We start from the raw sequence: 21,336 nt of genomic DNA on the forward strand, positions 1-21,336 counted from the left end.
TTGTGTGTCGGCAAAAAATGAAAGAAATAATAAAATAACGCTGACAGGCTTATTTCCCTGGGGAAGGATAGAGATTAAGTTCGTGCAGAAAATAATTATTACATTTCGAAAACTATTTATTACAGCCCTGTGAAGATTGAAGAAAAATCAACCTGACGTGGCCAATGCATGTAAAATTACTGTTAATTCCACCGCATATTTAACCGGTATTGATTTGAAAATGGCATACTTCACTCTTAACTGCTGATATTGAAATGAGAAAAATATTATGACTGGATTTTTGTATTTGATGATGGCCATTGTGGCGGAAGTTATCGCAACCACTTTATTAAAGGCTTCAGAAGGTTTTACTCGTTTAGTGCCGTCTATTTTTGTCGTTATTGGCTATGGCATTGCTTTTTGGGGACTTTCTCAGGTCGTTAAAACTATGCCATTAGGCATCGCCTATGCTATCTGGTCTGGTTTGGGGATTGTTCTGGTCTCGATTGCCGCGACTTTTATGTATCAGCAAAAGCTGGATTGGGCAGCGATTTTGGGGATGACGTTGATTATTTCCGGAGTTTTGGTGATTAATTTGCTGTCTAAAACCACAATGCATTAATTGGTTTGGTTCCCCCGCAGGGCTTTCTTCTTTTATTTATTGAACGAAGGAAATACCGTACGGGGGAAAGGGCATCAACGAATATCCAGCATATGGACACCCTCGATAGTCAGCAATTGCTGATATATTTTGTCGATACGCTTTTTGGGTGACAGTGTCACTTCCATAGTTAATTCACAGTCTGTGTTTTCGCTGTCTTTATCTCGCTGAGTGACGGAAAGATTAATAGGGCGAATGCGCATTTTCTGCAAAGAAACTAAGACCGGTGGCACAGACTCAGGCAGTAAGCGTATGAGCACATAATGATGATGTCCCATCAAACGGTTGCTCAATTGACGGAACACTTCCAGAACCACCAACGTCATCAGCGTGCCGTAAATACCGATTTCATATAATCCGCTCCCGATGACCAGGCCAATAGCGGCCGTCACCCACATACCGGCGGCGGTGGTGAGTCCTTTTACCATCTGTTTCTGAATCATAATTGTACCGGCACCGAGGAAGCCCATGCCGCTAACAACCTGTGCTGCCACGCGGCTAGGGTCAAAACTGACGTGCCCCAGGGCCAGCAGATCATCAAAACCGTATTTAGAAACGATCATAAACATGGCACTACCAATGCCCACCAGAATATGAGTACGTAAGCCTGCTTCTTTAGAACGTAATTGACGCTCGATGCCAATTAATCCACCTAGAGCACCCGCCAAGGCTATTCGTAGCAATAAGTCTGTAATCATCATTTTTCCCGTTATATTTTTTGTGCGATGAGACTACGCATGTCAAACATGATAATAATTATCTTAATAGTTTCGCGCTTATTTTCTAGACTGTTTATGTAAATAACAACTACATTTAATTATTCTGATATGTGCTGGATATACTGAGTTCCAATTATAACAAATATTGATAAAGTCACTCGACGCTGATGGAACGGCTCAGATATGATATCGGGCGCTTATCTTCTGTAATTTCGACTGTCTGTTTATGCTCTGGAGCGTAACAATGAAAGCATCATCTTGTTTGGTCGCCGCTGCCGTATTATTTTTAACCGCCTGTAGCAGCAACTCAAATGACGATTATATTCCTGAACAGCAGGCAACCAGCGCCAGCGTCCACCACGTCAATATGTCTAATCCGGCATCGGTTAACTGCGCTAATGCGGGGGGAGTATTAACGCTAGCCAAGCAGCTAAATGGTGGAAGTATCGGAATGTGCCAGTTACCTGACGGAAAGCGCTGTGAAGAGTGGGCGTTAATGCGCGGAGCCTGTCCGGCGAGCTAAGTAAACGGTTCTGAGTTACAAGTTATTAAGACTATGGCAGCTAAATTCGATTGCCATAGTCTACCGAGGCATAATACAGGCTTAGCTGACCCAGTCGCGGCTAGTATAAATCAGGGTATGGCTGCCGTTACTCAGGGTTAACTCGCCTTTATTCAAGGTCACTTTGGCTCCGCTAGCGAGAACCTCACCAATCAAGGTATCCCATTGGTTTAACTGAGAATCATTGCACATCATGCGCGTGCCAGCCAGGGCCTCAACGGTAAGAACGCTGTCTTTCAACTCACCTTGTCCCATAAAACGATTACACATCGCGCCAGAAATATGCATTTTTTCGCCGAACTCAATGTTCGGCATATTACCTTGTTGATTTTTTGGCGATTGCCCATCGACGCTCACCAACACGAAATTATGATGCTGTAAATCCCCAGCGGTAATTTGATTAGCCGTATTTTGGCTCTGATTCATACCGCAACCTGCCAATAAAATTCCCGCGATAGCCAATGGAACAATTTTTTTCATGATCTCTCCTAGTGAGGCAATTGCGTCGTCCGTACAGACGAATATATTGATTAATTTGAGGATATTATACCAAACCTTGGGTTTGTTAACCGTGCTATATGATCAAACTGAGGGATAACAGGAGTTTTCTTATCAAAATTGCAGGCATTCCTAATCGATCATGGGGGAATATTTTTTGAATTATATCAATCGTTGGCATGAGCATAAAGCAGAGGGAAATACTTATTCGACGAGGACGAGTAGTTCAAAGGCAATAAACAAAAGTGATAGGAGAAATAAAACAGGGTGCGCAGAACACACCCTGTATAAATAACGCGATAGTATTAAACCTATTATGCGTTCAACAGGTTAGGGCAAGGTAAACCCTGTTCGAGCTGCTGAATATTGTGCATGGTAGTTTCGGAAATGCTGATTAGCGCTTCTTCGGTCAGGAATGCCTGATGGCCGGTGAAAAGTACGTTATGGCATGAAGACAAACGGCGGAATACGTCGTCCTGAATCACATCGTTAGATTTATCTTCAAAGAACAAATCTCTTTCATTTTCATAAACATCCATGCCAAGCGAACCGATTCTCTGCTGCTTCAGCGCTTCAATAGCCGCCGTAGAGTCAATCAAAGCACCGCGGCTGGTATTGATGATCATGACGCCATTTTTCATCTGATCAAAGGCATCTTTATTTAACAGATGATGGTTCTCTGGCGTTAGCGGGCAGTGTAGAGAAATAACGTCAGATTTGGCATATAACGTCTTCAAATCAACATATTCTGCACCTAACTCTAAAGCCTGATCGCTTGGATAAGGATCGTAGGCCAGCAGATTCATGCCGAAACCTTTCAGAATGCGCATAGTGGCTACGCCGATTTTGCCGGTGCCAATAACCCCAGCGGTGCGGCCATGCATATTAAAACCGATTAAACCTTCCAGAGAGAAGTTGGCATCGCGGGTACGCTGATAAGCACGGTGAATACGGCGATTCAGGCTCATCATCATGCCTACAGTATGCTCTGCTACAGCCTCTGGAGAATAAGCCGGTACGCGAACCACTTTAATGCCCAGCTCTTTGGCTGCATCTAAATCAACGTTATTGAAGCCAGCGCAACGCAGCGCCAGAGTTTTTACCCCCATTTCGGCTAATTCAGTTAATACTTCACGGCTACCGTCATCGTTGACGAAGAGACAAACTGCCTGACAGCCTACGGCATTTTTTGCCGTTTTCGGGCTAAGCAGAAAATCGAAAAACTCCAGTTCAAAGCCAAACTTCTGGTTTACCAACTCAAGATATTTACGGTCATACTGCTTGGTACTGTAAATGGCTAATTTCATCATGATTTCTCCGCCAAAATAATGTGATCAAAGTATCAGAATTTAATAAATCATACAATTTGTTAGAGTAAAGGAGTGATGGCGTTCCCGATGTCTTATCTATATTGCTTAGGGATTTAGTTATCCAACATAATAGCAGGAGCCAGAAATTTGTTATGCTATGTGCAGCGGTTTAGGAAATACAGTTCATAAAACAAGGCCAATAATGATTAAAAGCCTAAAAGTAATCGGTTGGCTACTGTTTGCCAGCGTGATTCTACTCGTCGCGTTATGGAAAACTTTGCCTCAATGGTTACCGAGAGTCGCGGCCCATTGGATTCCAGCCGGTAGCCAGCTCATTTTAGCCCATACGCCGGTGTGGCGTGACGGAGCCTTACATGTGGATGGACTGCGTTTTCTGGCAAAAACCTGTCCCCTAGTCGATCTTGGTGAAACCCGACTTTCTTATAAAGAAGGACGTTGGGGAATTCAGACTAAAACATTGGCACTGGATACCGAGTGCTTGAGTCAATTGCCGTCGGACGATGCGGAGTCGGCGCAGCACAATCTGGCCGATTGGCAACGTCGCCTTTCTTCTCTCGACCTGCAGATTGATAATCTTTCTGTCACTCCTTGGCAGCAGTATGCCGGCGCGTTGACCCTCACTACCGCAGAGGCTGGTCAGTTTATTGATTACCAAGGTGATAACCTGCGTTTTAACGCCACTTTGGATAATCAGCAACAGCTGCATTTACAGCAGTTTATTTTGGCTATTCCCGGAAGCGATCAACCGCTTCAGTTAAGCGGAACGTTAAGTATTCCATTGTCATTAGACGCGTTGCCGACACGAGGGCAACTGACCGGTGAATTCACGACGCCTTATCTGGAACAGCCCTTGCTGGTCGCTTTACATTGGCAGCAGCAACAGGGGGAGTTGACCCTGACGGAGCGAGGCGGAGATGAAGCACTGATTACGCTGCCCTGGCAGGTTGCCGCTAGACATATCCAAATTAATCAAGGTGTTTGGCGGTGGCCTTATGCCCAGCAGCCGTTGAGTGGCGGCGTAAACCTAACGGTACAGGATTGGAGTGACGGATTTGATCAGGCGGTGATAACGGCTCGAATCAACGTAATTACCTCCGGTCAAAATGGCAAGGGCAACGTGGTATTGACATTAGGCCCAGGTAATTTAAGTTTGATCGACAGCGATCTGCGTTTCCAAATTAGCGGTCAGGCTAATTTGTCCAATCTGATATTGAATGGCACTTTGCCGGGAATATTGAGCGGTTCGGTGCTTAATCCTACGCTGTTATTGTCTCCCGGTGCGCTGCTCCGCGCTTACGGTAATATTACGCCAGAATTACGCTTGAATGATGCTCGCTGGCCGTTGGCTGGCGTACGAATTAACGCTGGCGGGATTAACGGTCGTCTGCAGGCGATAGTGAATGCACGGGATAGCTACTGGGGTAATGTAAAACTGCATCTGGATGGCAATGCGCAAAACTTTTTACCAGATAGTGGTATCTGGCAATGGCGCTATTGGGGTAACGGTGATTTGCCTCCCCTGGCTGCTCGCTGGGATATTGCCGGGAAAGGGCGTTGGCAAGACTCTTTAGTTCATTTAGATCAGCTTTCTACCGGTTTCGATCAGATAAAGTATGGGATGGTGAATGTATCTTCACCGAGATTGATGTTAACGAAACCGCTGATGTGGCAGCGCAATGTTGAACAAGCGGCGTTCAATGGCAATATGCAACTCACGGCCAAACGAGTGGCATTAAGCGATGGAGGCTATCTTCCTGCAACGGTGATGAATTTGCGCCTTAACGGCACCAATCCGGATGATTTCCAGTTTCAGGGGGATTTAGCGGCACAGCAAATTGGGCCGATCCCTTTGCGAGGGCGTTGGGATGGAGAGCGTTTGAGAGGGGAAGCCTGGTGGCCGAAACAATCTTTGCAGGTATTCCAGCCCTTGCTATCGCCTAATCTCGGTATCAAATTGCGTGACGGCGAGTTTTATGCGCAAGCCGCATTTTCTGCGGCGCGTAAGCAAGGTTTTACCGCCGGTGGACACTGGGTAGTTAAACAGGGCGGTATGTGGCTCAAGGACGGTGAAATGAGCGGACTAGATTTTGTGATGTCTTATCGTCTGAATGACCATCAATGGCAGCTTGGAGCCAAAGAACCGGTGACTCTGCGAATTGCCTCCTTAACCAATTTGTTTGAAATGCAAAATATTACGGCCGATCTGCAGGGCACTTATCCGTATACGGAGAAAAAACCATTAACCCTCAGTAACGTGGGAATGGATATTCTGGATGGACATTTAAGCCTGTCGGCATTGCGTTTACCACAGCACGATGCAGCGGTGCTGAAATTAAAACAAGTCGATTTAAGCGCTTTGTTTACCGTTCTGAAGCCCAAGCAGTTTGCTATGTCTGGCAAGGTCGACGGCGAGTTGCCGCTCTTTCTAAACGATCCGCAGTGGCTGGTACGCAACGGCTGGATTGCCAACGCCGGATTGCTGACTCTGCGTTTGGATAAGGATCTGGCTGATTCTATTGGCGAAAGCAACATTGCCACCGGCGCCGTGATTGACTGGCTGCGCTATCTGGAAATTTCTCACTCCTATGCCAAGGTGAGTTTGGATAATCTGGGGGAGTTGACGTTGCAATCTAAAATCCACGGCGTCAATACTCAGAAAAACGCGAAGCGTGCGATAGTGTTGAATTACACCCATCAGGAGAACGTATTTCAACTGTGGCGCAGTCTGCGTTTTGGCGACAACCTGCAGGAATGGTTGGAGCAGACGCTTTCTACGCCGACGGCACCTGTTGCTATGGCGTCAGATTCAGATAAAGTTGCCACACAATAGTGCGCCTCCGGTAAAACAAGGCTGAAAGCGCTAACACCATCGTGGTTGTCTCCTCCTGCCTAGGGCTGGAAATAAACAGGCAAGCTCATTAGTCACTGGTTACTCGTAGCCAAAAAACGGCTTAACTCTGTTAGATGGTTGATTTTTAAATACAATTAGCAGGCCATTAGCCACTTCCAATGGGCTTCCCTTCCCCCCCAAAAGCTAGGGCAGTATACCGATATAAATTTGTGCGCTTTCTGCATCGGTATATGCTTCATAGTCGGTAGCAAAACGTCGTTTTGCTCCAGGGTGCTGCTCAAAATAGGCCCAGACATCGCCCCACGCCTGAATAATGGCCGTTGGCATTGGCCCATGAGCCTCAAAAACCAGATAAGACCCAGCTTGAATCTCAATTGAATCTGCGTCCGTTGTTTTTTCTTTCACTGCGACTCCAGCCATTACGTCAAAATAGCCGGTTACTCCACCATCATAGGCAGTATAAATGCCATAAATCGGTGAGTTATCGAGCTTGTTTGGTGTGTATTCAGCCAGATTTTTGGAAAAAAACTCAGACCACAGACCCGTGATTTTGGCGGTTTTTTCATTAAATTCATCGTTATTCTGGGTACGAATACGTAGGCCAGATACGGTAACGGGGGCGGAAAGCGTGGCGATGCGAGGTTCCATGTTTATTGCTCCATATTCATATTATTTGGCTGGCTTTTCGTAAGTTTAACCCTTGTGCGACAGCATAAAGCTATTTATGCGCTGGGGAAGATTTTGCCGTAAATTATGCGTAGCGCTGCGCAAATTTGTTCGGTTGTCGTCGCTTAGCCACGGTTAGCGGTAGAAACCGTCTTGGTTACGGTTATAATCAATTCAGTAGCTTATGGTAGGCGCTATCAGTGTGTAGGGAGGTTTTCCATTCGCGGAAGGCTCTTTTCAGATAGGGTGATTAATTACAGCGTTATGCGGCGATCGGACATATCGACGAGGAAAACCAAATGAAGATGTTGGCAAAGCAGTATGGGGTAATCATCGTCTTAGGCACGCTGCTACTCAGTGGGTGTGTGCGGCTGGAGGTTGCGACGCCAGAGAAACCGATTACCATCAATATGAACGTAAAAATAGAGCATGAAATTCGCATCAAAGTCGATAAAGACGTAGAGAATTTATTGAAAAACCAATCTGATCTGTTCTAGGAGCCAACATGAAAACGCAAACGAAATGGTGGGTTGGCCTTAGTCTGGTATTAAGCAGTTTATTGTTCAGCACTGGCGCTTGGGCGTTGACATTAGATCAGGCCAAGCAGCAGGGGCGAGTGGGGGAAACGCTTAGTGGCTACCTGGCACCGGTGAAGAAAGATGCCGAAACGCTGATGCTGGTGGCGCAGATTAATGCGGCGAGAGAACAAAAGTATCAGGAAGTTGCCAAAAATAACCACGTACCAACCGATGAAGTGGCCAAACTCGCAGGGCAAAAGTTGGTAAATCGTGCTCAGCCGGGGGAATTTGTGCGGGGAATTAACGGTCAGTGGATGCAGCGTTGAGAATGTAATGTTTTGTTATCCTGCGATGCGATGCGATGCGATGCGATGCGATGCGATGCGATGCGATGCGATGCGATGCGATGCGATGCGGAATGTTTCTTATTGAACATTACAGAATACGTCCGTAGACGGAGAACGTAATGTGTTTCCATAGTTAATCGTTTTAAATCGTGTTTGCGGTATTCAAGGTGCAGATTTAGCGCCGCAGCGTAACGGATGATTACAATACTTTGGGGGAGGTTGCAGCTCTCCGAGCCTTTCTCCAGCCTCAGCCCCTTTTTGCAGATTGATTAATGAAGTCAGTTTCTGGGTGCTTCGGCTGCTTGACTTTAACGACGAAAGTTAACACCGCTGCAATCAGGTATCGCGAGGTATACCCCAAACGCCCACCCCACATAATATTGATATTGGTGAATATTGTGGCGAAGAAGAATACCGCCCAGTTTTGTAGCCATTGGGATATGGTCAAACCCCGTCGCCCTACAAATAAAAGCGGCATGATGAAGGGAAAACCGAATAATGACAGCGTATTAACGATACAAATCAGGCAGCATAGGAGGCCATTCTTATTGGGAAATAGATTAATGGGCTAGTGACCGAGGAAGAAACTGCGATGATGTTGTTAGAAACGGAGTAAATGAGGAAAATATTACGCCCATAGACTGCCAGAAATAAAAAAGCGCACCCGGAGGTGCGCAGTGGCTTATAACACTAATGGGTATTACGAGGGCCTAGCAAAATTCTGTTTCGATAGGGGGAGTTAAGCTGCAACTACCTGAACTAACACTTCTTTGGCATCTGCCTGCGCTTTGGTTGCGATTTCAGGACCGTAAGCGATCCCTTCAGCAAAGACGAATTCCACATCGGTAATACCGATGAAACCCAGGAACACACGCAGGTAAGGAACAATGAGGTCGGTTGGGGTATCTTTATGAATACCGCCGCGGCTGGTCAGAATAATGGCACGTTTGCCGGTGACCAAGCCTTCAGCGCCTTTTTCGGTATAACGGAATGTCACGCCAGCGCGGGCAATCAGATCGAAATAGTTCTTCAACTGAGTAGGAATGTTGAAGTTGTACATTGGAGCGGCAATAACGATCACGTCATGCTCCTGTAACTCGGCGATCAGCTCGTCGGAAAGTGCCAGAGCTTCTTGCTGGCGCGGAGTCAGACCTGCATCAGAAGGGCGAAGTGCGCCAACCAGTTCACCGTCTAAAACAGGAATCGGCTGCGCTGCCAGATCGCGCACGGTAATTTGGTCGCCGGCGTGAGCAGATGTCCATTCTTCAACAAAAAAATCGGCCAGTTGGTTGGACTGTGAGTGCGTTGCCAGAATGCTTGATTTAAGAACCAGAACTTTACTCATCGAAATTCCTTAATAGGTAACAGTGATATAAGGGTAATGCCCTTTCAATGGAATATACTGTATTCATATTTTTCTAGTAGGGATAGCGCAATATTTTGCGTTCTTTGTTCGATTTTATTGAATGAATTTTGCAGAAGGCTACGCCCGTGGAATATAGGGCGGAAAAGCGGATTGTGTTACCATGTTTCGCAATATAGTTTAAGAAAATCATGCCTCCGCCCTAAGCCAAGGCCGATGTAACAAGGAATACCGAACGTGAAATCTTCTCTCGCCGCATTATCCGCCCAGCTTGGCGAGTTGATGCTCCGCGACCAGCAACGGCTGCGACGTCGTCTGCAAGGCGCACGCAAAATCACTAACCCGCAGGACCTGCAACCGATTCTCGATCAACTTGAGAACGACATTGCCGTTGCCGCACAGCGGGTTGCTAGCCGTAAAGCCGCGTGTCCGACGGTTAATTACCCGGAAAACCTGCCGGTAAGCCAGAAAAAGGCAGATATTTATAATGCTATTCGCGATCATCAAGTGGTGATCGTGGCAGGGGAAACTGGTTCTGGTAAAACCACGCAGATTCCTAAAATCTGTCTGGAACTGGGACGTGGTGTGAAAGGCGTAATTGGTCATACTCAGCCGAGGCGTTTGGCTGCGCGCACCGTGGCGAATCGTATTGCTGATGAACTGGATTCCACTCTCGGCGGTTGCGTCGGTTATAAGGTTAGGTTTAACGATCAAGTGGGTGAGAATACCCTAATTAAACTGATGACCGATGGCATCTTGCTGGCTGAAACTCAGCAAGATCGATTGTTAATGCAGTATGACACGCTGATTATTGATGAAGCGCATGAGCGTAGTCTGAACATTGATTTTATTCTGGGGTATTTGCGGGAACTCTTACCGAAACGTCCTGATCTTAAGGTTATTATTACCTCTGCGACTATCGATCCGCAGCGTTTCTCTCGTCATTTCAATAACGCACCTATTATCGAAGTTTCCGGCCGGACTTATCCGGTGGAAGTGCGATATCGCCCCGTGGTGGATGATGCCGACGACGTGGAACGGGATCAGCTACAGGCTATTTTTGATGCGGTGGACGAACTGGGTCGAGAGAGTCCTGGCGATATTCTGATCTTTATGAGCGGTGAACGGGAAATTCGTGATACTGCCGATGCGCTTAACAAGCTGAATCTGCCTCATACCGAAGTGCTGCCGCTTTATGCGCGTTTGTCCAACAGTGAACAGAATCGGGTGTTCCAATCTCACCACGGGCGGCGCATTGTGCTGGCCACCAACGTGGCGGAAACTTCACTGACGGTGCCGGGGATTAAATACGTTATCGATCCCGGAACTGCCCGGATCAGCCGCTACAGTTTCCGTACCAAAGTGCAGCGCTTGCCGATCGAGCCCATTTCTCAAGCCTCGGCTAATCAACGTAAAGGGCGCTGCGGACGAGTGTCCGACGGTATTTGTATTCGCTTGTATTCGGAGCAGGATTTTCTGTCTCGTCCTGAGTTTACCGATCCAGAGATTCTGCGCACCAATCTGGCATCAGTTATTCTGCAAATGACCTCCCTGGGTCTGGGGGATATCGCCGCTTTCCCATTCGTCGAAGCGCCGGATAAACGCAACATTCAGGACGGCGTACGCTTGCTCGAAGAATTAGGGGCTGTCCAAACTGCAAACAACGGGCATCAGCAACTCACGTCTTTGGGCCGTCAATTGGCTCAGTTACCGGTTGATCCGCGCTTAGCTCGCATGGTGTTACAAGCCCAGAAAAACGGCTGTGTTCGTGAAGTCATGATTATTACCGCCGCGCTGTCAATTCAAGATCCGCGTGAGCGGCCGATGGATAAGCAGCAGGCGTCAGATGAGAAACATCGACGTTTTGCAGATAAAGAATCAGATTTTCTGGCCTTTGTTAATCTTTGGGATTACCTCAAGGAACAGCAGAAAGAGCTGTCATCGGCCCAGTTCCGTAAACTTTGCCGCAGCGATTATTTGAATTACCTTCGGGTTCGGGAATGGCAGGATATTTATACCCAACTGCGCCAGGTCGTGAGAGAGCTGGGGCTGCCGGTGAATAGTGAGCCTTCGGATTATCGCAGCGTGCACACCGCATTGCTGACGGGATTGCTTTCCCATATCGGGCAAAAAGATGCCGATAAACAAGAGTATACTGGCGCTCGCAACGCCCGTTTTGCTATCTTCCCAGGATCGGGATTGTTCAAGAAACCGCCGAAATGGGTTATGGTCGCGGAGCTGGTGGAAACCAGTCGCCTGTGGGGACGTATTGCCGCGCGCATCGAACCGGAATGGATTGAGCCGCTGGCGCAGCATTTGGTTAAACATCACTATAGTGAACCACACTGGGAGAAAGCTCAGGGTGCAGTGATGGCCAGTGAGAAAGTGACGCTGTTTGGTCTGCCTATTGTTGCGGCGCGTAAGATTAATTATGGCTTAATCGATCCGCCGTTGTGCCGTGAACTGTTTATTCGCCACGGTTTGGTGGAAGGTGACTGGCAGACGCGCCATGCTTTCTTCCGTGAAAATCTGAAATTGCTGGCCGAAGTGGAAGAATTGGAACACAAGTCCCGTCGCCGGGATATTCTGGTGGACGATGACACACTGTTTAACTTCTACGATCAGCGTATCGGTCGTGATGTGGTATCAGCACGCCATTTTGATAGCTGGTGGAAGAAAGCGAGTCAGGTGCAGCCTGAGCTGCTGAACTTCGAAAAAACCATGCTGATTAAGGATGGCGCCAACAAGGTTAATCCATTGGATTATCCTAATTTTTGGTATCAGGGTAGCCTGAAGCTTCGTCTTTCCTACCAGTTTGAGCCGGGCGCTGATGCCGATGGGGTGACGGTACATATTCCTTTGCCCATTCTGAATCAGATTCAAGAGCAAGGTTTCGACTGGCAAATTCCAGGGATACGTCGGGAATTGATTATCGCGCTGATTAAATCCCTGCCGAAACCTGTGCGACGGAATTTTGTTCCTGCTCCTAATTACGCCGAGGCCTTTCTGGCACGCGCCACGCCACTGGAAACCGGGCTTTTGGATTCGCTGGAGCGGGAATTGCGGCGCATGACTGGCGTGACGGTGTCACGAGAGAGCTGGCAGTGGGATCAGGTGCCAGACCATTTACGCATGACTTTCCGTATCGTTGACGATAAAAATCGCCCGCTACGGGAAGGGAAGGATCTGGTTGCGCTTAAAATCCAGCTGCAGGAAAAAGTACAAGAAACCTTGTCCGCTGTGGCTGACGATGGTTTGGAGCAAAATGATTTGCACATCTGGAGCTTTGGCGATTTGCCAACCTGCTACGAACAGCGTCGCGGTGGCTATGAAGTGAAGGCCTATCCGGCGTTAGTGGATGAAAAAGACAGCGTAGCCATTCGTTTATTTGAAACTGAAACTCAGCAACAGCAGGCTATGTGGCAGGGTACACGGCGTCTTCTGTTGCTAAATATTCCCTCGCCAATTAAGTACTTACATGAAAAACTGCCTAATAAATCCAAATTAGGGCTGTATTTCAACAGTTACGGCAACGTACTGGATCTTATTGACGATTGTATTGCCTGCGGCGTAGACAAACTGGTGGCGCAGTACGGCGGGCCGGTATGGCAAGCGGAGGAGTTTAGCCGCTTGCAGGAGCGAGTTCGGGCGGAACTGAATGATACCGTGGTTGAGATTGCCAAGCAGGTAGAGCAGATCCTGACGACGGTATTCAGTATCAACAAACGTTTGAAAGGGCGTGTTGATATTGCGCTGGCGTTGGCGCTTTCCGATATTAAAGCACAGCTTTCCGGCTTGATTTATCGCGGATTTGTCACAAGCAACGGCTGGAAACGCCTGCCAGATACGCTGCGTTACCTGCATGCGATTGAGCGAAGATTGGAAAAACTGGCGGTAGATCCTCATCGCGATCGCGCCCAAATGCTGCGGGTTGAGCATGTGCAGCAGGTTTGGCAGCAGTGGCTACATAAACTGCCGCCGAAACGTGCGCAGGATGATGATGTGAAGGAAGTGCGTTGGATGATCGAGGAATTGCGAGTGAGTCTGTTTGCTCAACAATTGGGTACCGCTTATCCGGTATCTGATAAGCGTATCCTGCAAACTATTGAGCAGCTTTCCGCTCAGTCCTGATCGGCTATCACCGCGTAGTGTGTCGTTGTACACGGCAATCGCGCGGTGATATCTCGTTAGACGTAGAAATAATGGTGAGAAAGATACGGAATTTATTACCTTGCTTTTATCAATGTAATTAGATGTATATTGATGAGATTATTATACTTAATAAAATTACTTATAAATAATGGTTTAACTATTTAAATATCAATATTAACTATTTCACCAATTTTTAACTTAACAGTTAATATGGAGTAAATTAGTGATTAAATTAGCTCTCTCTTGGTTTTTATATCAATGTTTATTTAGACCATTCTCTTATTATAGGTTGGGAAGTCTTTCGTAATAATTAATTCTATCTATGGTGCTTATTTTAAATCTTGTTTAATTACAGTTAGTTGCGTGTATTCGTGAGGGTTGTGAAGCTATTTTGGCTCGGAAGCTAAAGGTTTGTTGAAAGTTGGCTTACACAATGAACATTTAATATAAGAAATTTTTTTATAAAAATAATGCTTTTCATCTATGTTTATAGATGAGTGAACATCAGAAACGCCCCTGTAATGCTATTCAATTCATGCCAAGCGAGGTGTGTATGAGTTTCTATCAATCGGACGTGTATGTGGATTACGGTAGTTTATTTATCTTTCATCCTGAAACGAATAATTTATTTCGACAAAATTCGCTTTACTCCTGCTTATTAGCGCAATTAAACGCAGATGAAAAAACATCGCGATTCTTGTCATCCAAAAGTTGGTTTGTTAACTATGTGCAAATATTAGAATCAATCTTCTGGCAGTTTTCTGAGGTAAAATCTGATAGATATCGACCCGATAAGATCGGGGCTGATCTGGTGCTCAAGGATCTGATGAGCGATTTCTTTCGAGAAATTGCGCCGCCAGATGCCAGTCGTTCCGTCGTCAGCGGAATGGAATTGTTACTTGAGAAGCCATTAACTGAGGAAGCAATCGAGGTTTATCACGCTGGAACTTTTGCTGAGACAGATTCCGATGATTTTATGCTTGAACCTTATCCTGGTACTGTCACCCGAGTGAAGCTACAGGTGAATTTTGTGTCGAATCTGAATGTTATTTCCACGCTTTGCCTGTTTTTCACCACTGCCGAGATAGTGAAAGGCCATTTACTTAGCCAGAAATTTTCCACCCAAGAGATTGTTGGCGATATTCATGTATACACGACGACAGCAACACTGCATGAAAGAAGCTACGCTGTCATTAGCCAGAGAGTAAAAGATAAAATCCAGAGCAAGGTTGATGACTTTATTTTTGCTCTTTAAATGAAGCCTTGGGGTCAACAAGAGAAGGCAGAAGGCGTGCTCTGACGAGCGCGCCGGATATAGCAATCAATTCAGTTGATGGAAATTTACTTATCTTTAGACTTTTTACTCAACAGGTTTAGCTTTTCGCTAATAGCCGTTACGGCCAACGCGCGGTTATCCGCCAGATAACGGTCTTTAGCTGCAGGGGCAGAGCTTTGAATCGCAATCAGCGACCAACCTTCCGGGCTCTTGAGTAATAGCGGAGAACCACTGTCGCCGGGCAACGTATCACACTGATGGGACAAGACGCCTTGCTGTGCCCAGCCGGTAATCAGACAGTTTTCATGGCTGTACAGACTATCCAGATGATCCAACGGATAACCCGCCTGCGTTACCTGTCGTTTTGCTTGTTTAAGTGCCTGAGTTAGCTCTGCCGACGTGCCTTGCCAAAGAGGTAAGGGTTTAATTGGTAAGGATTTTGAACTGGTTAACCGAATAAGAGCAAAATCATAGGCTGCCGCCGCCGGTGGAACGATCCAACCTTCACCGTCAGGTTTCAAGCGCTTGCCCAGTTTTGGGTCAACTAACGTTTCCAGCTTTCCGGTTTGATATATCCATTTCTGATTGTGGGAAATAAAACGTAAAGCGACAGCTTTATCAATTTTTCCCGGCGGAGCTAGTACGCAATGGCCTGCGGTTAGAACCAGGTGAGGGGAAATAAGCGTTGCGGTACATAAGTTGCCGCTCGCCGTCTCAATTTGTCCAATTGCCTGCCACGGCCAGTCCGCGCCGTTGGTCACTTCTGTTCGATCGTCTTTTCCGAAGAATAAAGTGTTTTGATCTTTGGCGCTGGCCGTATCTGGTAAGTCGGCGTAGGTCATGGATACGGAAAAAGGTAACAGACTCAACAGTAGTAGTGATGATAAGCGCATAAATAATCTGCCTTGCAAAGGTCATCCATTAACACTCAAAAAAACCGCTGATTCCGGAAAAATTAGGAATATTGCTACCGGTAACTATAGACATAATTCACCCTGTCGGGGCTGTTCAGCAATTGATTTTTCGATATTTTCGCGTGATGGCTTAATTAGAATTATAAGTAAAAACTTAGGGTGATCAGACCGCACAGGATCAGTGCGGTCAGTATGATTTCAAATAGGTAGCGGCGCAGCATAGTGACGACCCCCGATAAAAAACACCCGGAATAACCGGGTGTTGAGCGAGTCAGGTGTGACTTCGTTACATACGGTCAGTTATTTAGCTGCTGGTGCTGCTTTTACTGCGCTTTTAGGGTGTTTTTTAGCAGCCTGAGCTTTCTGCACTGGCGCTTTAGTTACGGCTTTGTGGTGTTTTTTAACAGCCTGAGCTTTCTGCGCTGGCGCTTTAGTTACGGCTTTGTGGTGTTTTTTAGCAGCCTGAGCTTTCTGCACTGGCGCTTTAGTTACGGCTTTGTGGTGTTTTTTGGCAGCCTGAGCTTTCTGCACTGGCGCTTTAGTTACGGCTTTGTGGTGTTTTTTAGCAGCCTGAGCTTTCTGCACTGGCGCTTTAGTTACGGCTTTGTGGTGTTTTTTAGCAGCCTGAGCTTTCTGTGCTGGCGCTTTAGTTACGGCCTTGTGGTGTTTTTTGGCCGCTTGTGCTTTTTGCTCAGTTTTCTTCACAGCTTTTTTGGCATGTTTTTCATGCGCCATTTTTACCGTGGTGCTATGAGTGGCAGCGGTTGCGGGTGCAGCAGCAGTGGTGTCAGCGGCGAAAGCCGCAGAAGACAAGCCCAGAGTAGCAGCAACAACTAAGGCTAATAATTTTTTCATGGGTGTTTCCTCGGCATTCTGTTTAGGGGCGGCCCGGTTGGGTCGTTAAAAAGAGTGTAGGGAATGCTGATGGGAAGATCCGTGAGTCATTGGTTTCGGCGTGTAACCGTTTGTACAAGCGCAATTTATGCCTGAAAACCAATCCCCTGCGCGGAGGCGATTGGCTAGGCTAAACGAATATATTCACCTTGATGTTTTTTTTCTGCCCGATTTTTGTTCTCGCGTGACCTCTCTGATGAGTTTTCATATCAATGCACTCAGGGAACGTTATGACTATAAAAAATAGCGGGAAATCACAGCATATTTCCGTGGCAGTTAATAAAGCGCATTTTATTTACCAGCAACGATTATCTCATCACGACGCTCGCCCAGTTAGCTACGCCTTATCCGGCCTGCTGGCGTTAGGTATTAGTTTTCCGGGTCAACTGATGGCCCAGGAAATAACATCGGATCAGAATGTTAGCGCGTCGACGACGCAGTACAGCATTCCGGGAGGATCGTTGACCTCGGCCTTACAGACATTAGCTAGCAAGGCTAACATTATTCTGACTTTCAGCGCTGAGCAAACTCAGAACAAAACCGCGGCGAGCGTGAATAACGCGCAAAGTTTGTCGGAGGCATTTGAACAACTCTTGGCGGGAAGCGGGCTACAGGCAGTCAAAACCCCGAATGGTTATCGATTGATGGAAGTCCCGCAGGCGTTGCTTTCAGATGACAGTATTACCCTGCCGGAGCTGTCGGTGATTGGTGGAATGTCAAACAGCATACAAGCAGGGCGTTCCACCTTGCGTCAGGAAGATATCGCCCGAGCGCAGGCGGATAATCTGGCCAGTTTAGTTGACCGTTTACCCGGCGTTTCTATGGCAGGATCGCCACGACCCGGTGGGCAAAGCCTGAATATCTGGGGCATGGGCGACATGGAAGATGTAAAAATCACCCTCGACGGTGCGCCAAAAGGATTCGAAAAATATCGGCAAGGTTCGGTATTTATTGAACCAGAATTGATTAAACGAATTGATGTGGATAAAGGTCCGCACAATCTTTTGAATGGGAACGGGGGCCTTGGCGGGACGGTGAAAATCGAAACCAAAGACGCCGGAGATATGCTTAAACCGGGTGAAAACTTCGGTGGCCTGTTGAAATACAGTTATCACACCAATGATCGACAGAATATTTATAGTGCTGCCTTATATGGTCGCACGGAGAATGGGCTAGCAGACGGTTTAATCTATATGAGTAAGCGTGACGGAGATAATATCCGTCGCCCGGACGGCACGCGATTTGCCTATTCCACCAACGATCAGGCCTCTTATTTACTCAAAACCAATATTTATCTGACAGATTCGCAGACTCTAACCTTATCGGCGATGCGTTCCGAATCCGATGGCTGGCAACCTTTTGCCGCCAAACGTGACGATATGCCGTCCCCGTCCGCTGCGGATATCAAGAAATATGGCTATGAAGAAGCCTGGCGACGTAAGCTGGTGTTACGGGATCAGGTGGATAGCAACTATTCGGTTAAATGGAATATTTCTCCGGAAGAGAACCCGCTACTGAATATGACCGTGACTTATGCAAATTCTAACACTAAACAATACGATCAGCGCCCGAAAACGGCGTCTACCAGTTTCCTAGGCAGTTTGGGTAATGAAAGCTGGGTCAGTTATAAAGACAACATGCTGGATATCAATAATGAAAGCAGCTTTAGCACTGGTGTGCTGGAACATGTGTTAACAGTGGGGACGCGCTGGCATAAACACGAACGCGACACCCTGATGTACTATCCGGCTCAAAAGAATAACCCGAGCTATAACTATGGCTATTTCCAGCCTTATTATATGCCAGCGGGAGAGCAAGAAACCCGCAGCCTTTATCTGCAAGATGCGCTGACTTTGGGGAGTCTGACCGTCACGCCGGGTGTGCGATACGATCACGTGACTAATACTGGGCAACCGAACTTCGCTCCGCGTTTCAATGACAGCGATCCGGCGGCCGGTCATGACTACAGGAGCGTGACTTACACCGGCTGGTCTCCGCATTTGGGCGTGATGTGGAAGGCAACGCAGAATCTGTCATTGTTCTCTGACATCAGCCGCACTTGGCGCGCGCCGGTGGTGGATGAGCAGTACGAGGTGCAGTCTGGGGCATCCAGCATACCAGGAACCAGTCGCAATCTGGATGTGGAAACTATTACCGGTATTCGCTTGGGCGCAATCCTCGATTTTAACGATCTGATGACGAAGCAGGACAGTCTGCAAATTCGAACTACCTTATTCCGTAACCGTGGTAAAAACGAAATTTTCTATCGCCGCGGCGTGCTGTGTGACGCTCAATCTGTCAGCGGTAGCTCGTCTTCCTGTAAGGGAACACTTTCCAATTACCGCAATTTACCGGGTTATACTATCGAAGGGGTAGAAATTGAAACCTTCTATGATAGTGAACGAATTTTCGGCAGTCTGTCTTATTCCAGCATTCGTGGGGAAAGAGATGCTTCGCCGCGCGACCCTTGGGGCAATCGCACCTGGATTGCCGAAATTCCACCGACTACGGCACATACCATGCTAGGTGTTAAAATGCCGGAATGGGACATGGCCTTTGGTTGGAAAGGGGATTTCGTACGGAAGCAGGACCGTTCGCCGTCAGATAGCGATCCCAAAGCGGATGTCTGGTCATTACCGAAAACCAAAGGTTACGTATTGCATGGTTTGTTTGCCAGCTGGCAGCCAACTTCGCTGGATGGATTTGAAGCGCGGGTGGCGGTTGATAATCTGTTTAACACTGAGTATTACCCGTACCTTGGCGAGTCGGTCTCCGGCGTTGGGCGTAATATAAAGTTGAGCGTTTCTCAACGATTCTAAGACGAACACGAGATCGAATTGCGGCATCCTTGGTGGGTGCCGTTTTTTTACCATAGAGACAGGGACTGCGACGGGAAAGCAAAAGAGAGAAATAAACGGTTAGTGATAAAAATAAGACTAACCGCGAGTAATAACTTGACATACGATAATGAAAATATAAATAATAATCATTATCATTCATATGGACTGTGATTTTCGGGGTTAATATCGACGATGAGGGAGACATCAGCTAGTGCGCATGGTTTTGCCCAGCGACTTTACTTCGAACATCACGGTTGGCTTTATCACTGGTTGTGCTACAAAGTAGGGTGTCCGCAGCATGCGGCAGATCTCACGCAAGATACCTTCCTGAATATCCTGATTAATCCCGATGCGCAGGCAATTCGTCAGCCCCGTCCTTTTTTAGCAACGGTGGCGCGGCGGCTGGTGGCTAATCACTATCGTCGCAAAACGATTGAAGATGCTTATCTTTCGGCTCTCAATGCATTACCTGAAGTGGTTACGCCGTCGCCTGAAACTCGTCTGTTAACCTTGGAAATTCTGGAAAAGCTGGATGCCGCGCTCGATGGTTTACCGCCACAGGTAAGGGAAGCCTTCCTGCTGGCCCACTTGCAGGGTATGCGTTACAGCGATATTGCTGAACGTCTGCGGGTTTCTGCCAGTTCGGTTAAACAGTACCTACAGCGGGCTAATCTTCAGTGTTTTTTCGCGCTTTCTTCTTAGATGAATGCCTCTTAACTAAATATCGTCCTATATGATATCGCTCTATATGAATAGCCGCTGAAATGACCATTCCCCCAATGAATAATCCGACGATTCAGGATGTCCAAGGAGTGCCTATTGCCAGCGAAAGCGCGCGGGAGGCGGTTTTCTGGCTAACGCATTTAATGGACGATGAGGCGACGGAACAGGATCGACAGGCGTGGTTAGATTGGCGTAATCAGCATCCGGATAATGAACGGGCGTGGCGGCATATTGAGTCTTACTGCGCCGATTTTAGTCGCCTCAACGTTCAGGCGGCCCACAGCAGTTTATCTGTATTGGAGAAAACCAATCGGCGGGGCGTTTTGAAGGTACTGGCCGCCTGCTGTATCACTGGCGGAGGGCTGATTCTGGGCGGTCACTCGACGGCCTGGCTATCCAGGCAGGCTGACTATCAAACGGGTATTGGCGAACAAAAAAGTCTGACGCTAGAAGATGGTACGTACTTACAGCTTAATACCCAAACGGCGGTTAATGTGCGTTACAGCGATGTGGTTCGCCAGATTGTGCTAATTCAAGGGGAAGTGATGGTGGAAAGCGGCCATTTGGAAGAACAGGCGCATTTTCCCCGCCCGCTGAGCTTAGAAACACCTCAGGGCAGTATTGTGGCTTTAGGAACACGATTTAACGTTCACTTAAAGGGAACGCAGACTGAGGTGGATGTTTATCAGGGGGCGGTGAGGTTATTACCGCAATCTCGTCGGCAGAGCCTGACTATCACGGCTGGGCAGGGCGGTTGGCTATCGACATCTGGGTACGGGCGGAAGCCGTTAATACGGGCCAAAAGCGCTTGGGTGAACGGGCAATTATTCGTCGATAATCAGAAGCTCAGTGATTTTCTCGACGAATTAAGCCGCTATCGTTTCGGCGTCGTGCGCTGTTACCCGGAAGCGTCGAACTTGCGTTTGTCGGGGGTTTTCCCTTTGGCTGATACTGACCGTATCCTCAATGCATTACCCGATGTTTTGCCCGTTCAGGTCAAATATTTCTCTCGGTATTGGGTTCAGATAGATATTCGATGAAT

Annotated in this window: 18 protein-coding genes and 1 pseudogene; 10 read left to right on the forward strand and 9 right to left on the reverse strand. The window is 47.4% G+C overall.

Annotated elements, in window-relative coordinates:
* Positions 1-268 precede the first annotated feature (268 nt).
* A complete protein-coding gene (locus AD970_RS14135) occupies positions 269-601 on the forward strand; it encodes a DMT family transporter (RefSeq protein ID WP_049600285.1) in 333 nt (110 codons plus the stop codon).
* A 74-nt stretch (positions 602-675) separates the two neighbouring features.
* Here the strand turns inward: AD970_RS14135 and AD970_RS14140 are convergent, their stop codons facing one another.
* Positions 676-1,338, reverse strand: coding sequence for an MgtC/SapB family protein (locus AD970_RS14140; protein WP_049600288.1), 663 nt, complete (start codon positions 1,336-1,338; stop codon positions 676-678).
* 265 nt (positions 1,339-1,603) lie between these two features.
* On the opposite strand from AD970_RS14140, the gene AD970_RS14145 reads away from it, so the two are divergent.
* Entirely contained in the window at positions 1,604-1,882 is a 279-nt protein-coding gene (locus tag AD970_RS14145) for a putative hemolysin (protein ID WP_049600291.1), read from the forward strand.
* 81 nt (positions 1,883-1,963) lie between these two features.
* On the opposite strand, the gene hslJ is transcribed toward AD970_RS14145, so the two are convergent.
* On the reverse strand, positions 1,964-2,401 hold the full coding sequence (gene hslJ / locus AD970_RS14150; protein WP_049600292.1) for a heat shock protein HslJ: 438 nt from the start codon (positions 2,399-2,401) through the stop codon (positions 1,964-1,966).
* A gap of 332 nt (positions 2,402-2,733) precedes the next feature.
* Complete coding sequence (locus AD970_RS14155; RefSeq protein ID WP_049600347.1) at positions 2,734-3,726, reverse strand: 2-hydroxyacid dehydrogenase; 993 nt, start codon at positions 3,724-3,726, stop codon at positions 2,734-2,736.
* Positions 3,727-3,931: 205 nt separating this feature from the next.
* On the opposite strand from AD970_RS14155, the gene AD970_RS14160 reads away from it, so the two are divergent.
* On the forward strand, positions 3,932-6,580 hold the full coding sequence (locus AD970_RS14160) for a YdbH family protein (RefSeq protein WP_049600293.1): 2,649 nt from the start codon (positions 3,932-3,934) through the stop codon (positions 6,578-6,580).
* Positions 6,581-6,784: 204 nt separating this feature from the next.
* On the opposite strand, the gene AD970_RS14165 is transcribed toward AD970_RS14160, so the two are convergent.
* Entirely contained in the window at positions 6,785-7,249 is a 465-nt protein-coding gene (locus tag AD970_RS14165; protein ID WP_049600297.1) for a GyrI-like domain-containing protein, read from the reverse strand.
* Between the two features lie 323 nt (positions 7,250-7,572).
* Between AD970_RS14165 and AD970_RS14170 the strand changes: the two genes are divergently transcribed.
* Positions 7,573-7,764, forward strand: coding sequence for a YnbE family lipoprotein (locus tag AD970_RS14170; protein ID WP_157045535.1), 192 nt, complete (start codon positions 7,573-7,575; stop codon positions 7,762-7,764).
* Positions 7,765-7,772: 8 nt separating this feature from the next.
* A complete protein-coding gene (locus AD970_RS14175) occupies positions 7,773-8,111 on the forward strand; it encodes a YdbL family protein (RefSeq protein WP_049600303.1) in 339 nt (112 codons plus the stop codon).
* A 388-nt stretch (positions 8,112-8,499) separates the two neighbouring features.
* Here the strand turns inward: AD970_RS14175 and AD970_RS20190 are convergent.
* Together AD970_RS20190 and azoR are read right to left on the reverse strand one after the other, a co-directional pair.
* Positions 8,500-8,691 (reverse strand): annotated as a pseudogene (locus AD970_RS20190) (cytochrome C biogenesis protein CcdA); the annotation flags it as partial.
* A gap of 180 nt (positions 8,692-8,871) precedes the next feature.
* Positions 8,872-9,477 carry an FMN-dependent NADH-azoreductase gene (azoR, locus tag AD970_RS14180; protein ID WP_049600306.1) on the reverse strand — a complete coding sequence of 202 codons (606 nt, stop codon included), beginning with the start codon at positions 9,475-9,477 and terminating at the stop codon, positions 8,872-8,874.
* A 255-nt stretch (positions 9,478-9,732) separates the two neighbouring features.
* Between azoR and hrpA the strand changes: the two genes are divergently transcribed.
* On the forward strand, positions 9,733-13,626 hold the full coding sequence (gene hrpA, locus AD970_RS14185; RefSeq protein WP_072080656.1) for an ATP-dependent RNA helicase HrpA: 3,894 nt from the start codon (positions 9,733-9,735) through the stop codon (positions 13,624-13,626).
* 574 nt (positions 13,627-14,200) lie between these two features.
* Positions 14,201-14,902 carry a hypothetical protein gene (locus AD970_RS14190; protein WP_049600309.1) on the forward strand — a complete coding sequence of 234 codons (702 nt, stop codon included), beginning with the start codon at positions 14,201-14,203 and terminating at the stop codon, positions 14,900-14,902.
* 86 nt (positions 14,903-14,988) lie between these two features.
* Here the strand turns inward: AD970_RS14190 and AD970_RS14195 are convergent, their stop codons facing one another.
* From AD970_RS14195 to asr, 3 genes are all read right to left on the reverse strand, one after another.
* Complete coding sequence (locus AD970_RS14195) at positions 14,989-15,816, reverse strand: trypsin-like serine peptidase (RefSeq protein WP_049600312.1); 828 nt, start codon at positions 15,814-15,816, stop codon at positions 14,989-14,991.
* Between the two features lie 161 nt (positions 15,817-15,977).
* Positions 15,978-16,058, reverse strand: coding sequence for a small membrane protein YdgU (ydgU, locus tag AD970_RS20670; RefSeq protein ID WP_456294428.1), 81 nt, complete (start codon positions 16,056-16,058; stop codon positions 15,978-15,980).
* A gap of 79 nt (positions 16,059-16,137) precedes the next feature.
* The gene (gene asr, locus AD970_RS14200; RefSeq protein ID WP_049600315.1) at positions 16,138-16,692 is read right to left on the reverse strand and encodes an acid resistance repetitive basic protein Asr; all 555 of its coding nucleotides are present in this window, start codon (positions 16,690-16,692) and stop codon (positions 16,138-16,140) included.
* A 428-nt stretch (positions 16,693-17,120) separates the two neighbouring features.
* Here asr and AD970_RS14205 point away from each other — a divergent pair, with 428 nt between their 5' ends.
* The 3 genes from AD970_RS14205 to AD970_RS14215 all read left to right on the forward strand — a co-directional run bounded on the left by AD970_RS14205 (position 17,121) and on the right by AD970_RS14215 (position 21,334).
* The gene (locus AD970_RS14205) at positions 17,121-19,550 is read left to right on the forward strand and encodes a TonB-dependent receptor (RefSeq protein WP_235786939.1); all 2,430 of its coding nucleotides are present in this window, start codon (positions 17,121-17,123) and stop codon (positions 19,548-19,550) included.
* Positions 19,551-19,763: 213 nt separating this feature from the next.
* Positions 19,764-20,273, forward strand: coding sequence for a sigma-70 family RNA polymerase sigma factor (locus tag AD970_RS14210; protein WP_049600317.1), 510 nt, complete (start codon positions 19,764-19,766; stop codon positions 20,271-20,273).
* Positions 20,274-20,335: 62 nt separating this feature from the next.
* Positions 20,336-21,334, forward strand: coding sequence for a FecR domain-containing protein (locus AD970_RS14215; protein WP_235786936.1), 999 nt, complete (start codon positions 20,336-20,338; stop codon positions 21,332-21,334).
* The last annotated feature ends 2 nt before the right edge of the window (positions 21,335-21,336 follow it).

The sequence above is a fragment of the Yersinia nurmii genome, from assembly GCF_001112925.1.
Classification (GTDB): domain Bacteria; phylum Pseudomonadota; class Gammaproteobacteria; order Enterobacterales; family Enterobacteriaceae; genus Yersinia; species Yersinia nurmii.

What these genes read in the sequence shown, in the direction of transcription:
- AD970_RS14135 (WP_049600285.1), top strand. Translation starts at nt 269, where the DNA reads ATGACTGGATTTTTGTATTTGATGATGGCCATTGTGGCGGAAGTTATC.
- AD970_RS14140 (WP_049600288.1), bottom strand. Translation starts at nt 1,338, where the DNA reads ATGATTACAGACTTATTGCTACGAATAGCCTTGGCGGGTGCTCTAGGT.
- AD970_RS14145 (WP_049600291.1), top strand. Translation starts at nt 1,604, where the DNA reads ATGAAAGCATCATCTTGTTTGGTCGCCGCTGCCGTATTATTTTTAACC.
- hslJ (WP_049600292.1), bottom strand. Translation starts at nt 2,401, where the DNA reads ATGAAAAAAATTGTTCCATTGGCTATCGCGGGAATTTTATTGGCAGGT.
- AD970_RS14155 (WP_049600347.1), bottom strand. Translation starts at nt 3,726, where the DNA reads ATGAAATTAGCCATTTACAGTACCAAGCAGTATGACCGTAAATATCTT.
- AD970_RS14160 (WP_049600293.1), top strand. Translation starts at nt 3,932, where the DNA reads ATGATTAAAAGCCTAAAAGTAATCGGTTGGCTACTGTTTGCCAGCGTG.
- AD970_RS14165 (WP_049600297.1), bottom strand. Translation starts at nt 7,249, where the DNA reads ATGGAACCTCGCATCGCCACGCTTTCCGCCCCCGTTACCGTATCTGGC.
- AD970_RS14170 (WP_157045535.1), top strand. Translation starts at nt 7,573, where the DNA reads ATGTTGGCAAAGCAGTATGGGGTAATCATCGTCTTAGGCACGCTGCTA.
- AD970_RS14175 (WP_049600303.1), top strand. Translation starts at nt 7,773, where the DNA reads ATGAAAACGCAAACGAAATGGTGGGTTGGCCTTAGTCTGGTATTAAGC.
- azoR (WP_049600306.1), bottom strand. Translation starts at nt 9,477, where the DNA reads ATGAGTAAAGTTCTGGTTCTTAAATCAAGCATTCTGGCAACGCACTCA.
- AD970_RS14190 (WP_049600309.1), top strand. Translation starts at nt 14,201, where the DNA reads ATGAGTTTCTATCAATCGGACGTGTATGTGGATTACGGTAGTTTATTT.
- AD970_RS14195 (WP_049600312.1), bottom strand. Translation starts at nt 15,816, where the DNA reads ATGCGCTTATCATCACTACTACTGTTGAGTCTGTTACCTTTTTCCGTA.
- ydgU (WP_456294428.1), bottom strand. Translation starts at nt 16,058, where the DNA reads ATGCTGCGCCGCTACCTATTTGAAATCATACTGACCGCACTGATCCTG.
- asr (WP_049600315.1), bottom strand. Translation starts at nt 16,692, where the DNA reads ATGAAAAAATTATTAGCCTTAGTTGTTGCTGCTACTCTGGGCTTGTCT.
- AD970_RS14205 (WP_235786939.1), top strand. Translation starts at nt 17,121, where the DNA reads ATGGCCCAGGAAATAACATCGGATCAGAATGTTAGCGCGTCGACGACG.
- AD970_RS14210 (WP_049600317.1), top strand. Translation starts at nt 19,764, where the DNA reads ATGAGGGAGACATCAGCTAGTGCGCATGGTTTTGCCCAGCGACTTTAC.
- AD970_RS14215 (WP_235786936.1), top strand. Translation starts at nt 20,336, where the DNA reads ATGACCATTCCCCCAATGAATAATCCGACGATTCAGGATGTCCAAGGA.